We start from the raw sequence: 506 nt of genomic DNA, 5'->3' as shown, positions 1-506 counted from the left end.
TTGATTGGTTGATTTCCAATTTGTTGCCATCAAGACAGATCATTTTCTGTTCGGCAAACTCATTCAACGTTTTCACCACAAGGTCGTTTAAATCTTCCTCTTGGTAGCTTAGGAACAGCTCTTTCTTCAAGAATGGGTAGATTTGCGCGACGTTCTCTTGGATTTTCTCCACGGTGAGATTGCGCTGACGAATAATCATCTGGGCAATCAATGATGGCAGCGCAAACAAGTGAATGATGTTGTTGCGATAGTAAGTCATCAGAATCGATTGACTACGATCCAGAGAAATGATGTCGCCCATACTGTCTGTTTCAATCACAAACTTATCTAACGAGATAGCGTGATCAACCAACTCTTCAGCACTTTCTGTTGGGATGGTTGAAGTGCTTGAGTATGGGTTGTTCTTGAGTAGCTTCAAGTAGCACTCAATCTGATTGATCAGAGAATCACGAGACAGTGCACGTTGACGAGAAGCCAACAATGCTGTTGCACAAAGCGTTAAGGCG

Annotated in this window: 1 pseudogene; it reads right to left on the bottom strand. The window is 42.9% G+C overall.

From position 1 onward, the window contains the following. A pseudogene (locus tag R7Z47_RS27000) lies at positions 1–506 on the bottom strand (glycerol-3-phosphate 1-O-acyltransferase); the annotation flags it as partial.

Origin of the sequence: Vibrio sp. 1641, from assembly GCF_033339995.1 — a bacterium.
Classification (GTDB): Bacteria; Pseudomonadota; Gammaproteobacteria; order Enterobacterales; family Vibrionaceae; genus Vibrio; species Vibrio alginolyticus.
Note: the sequence above shows the minus strand (reverse complement) of the source record. Positions and strands in the feature narration are given on the sequence as shown.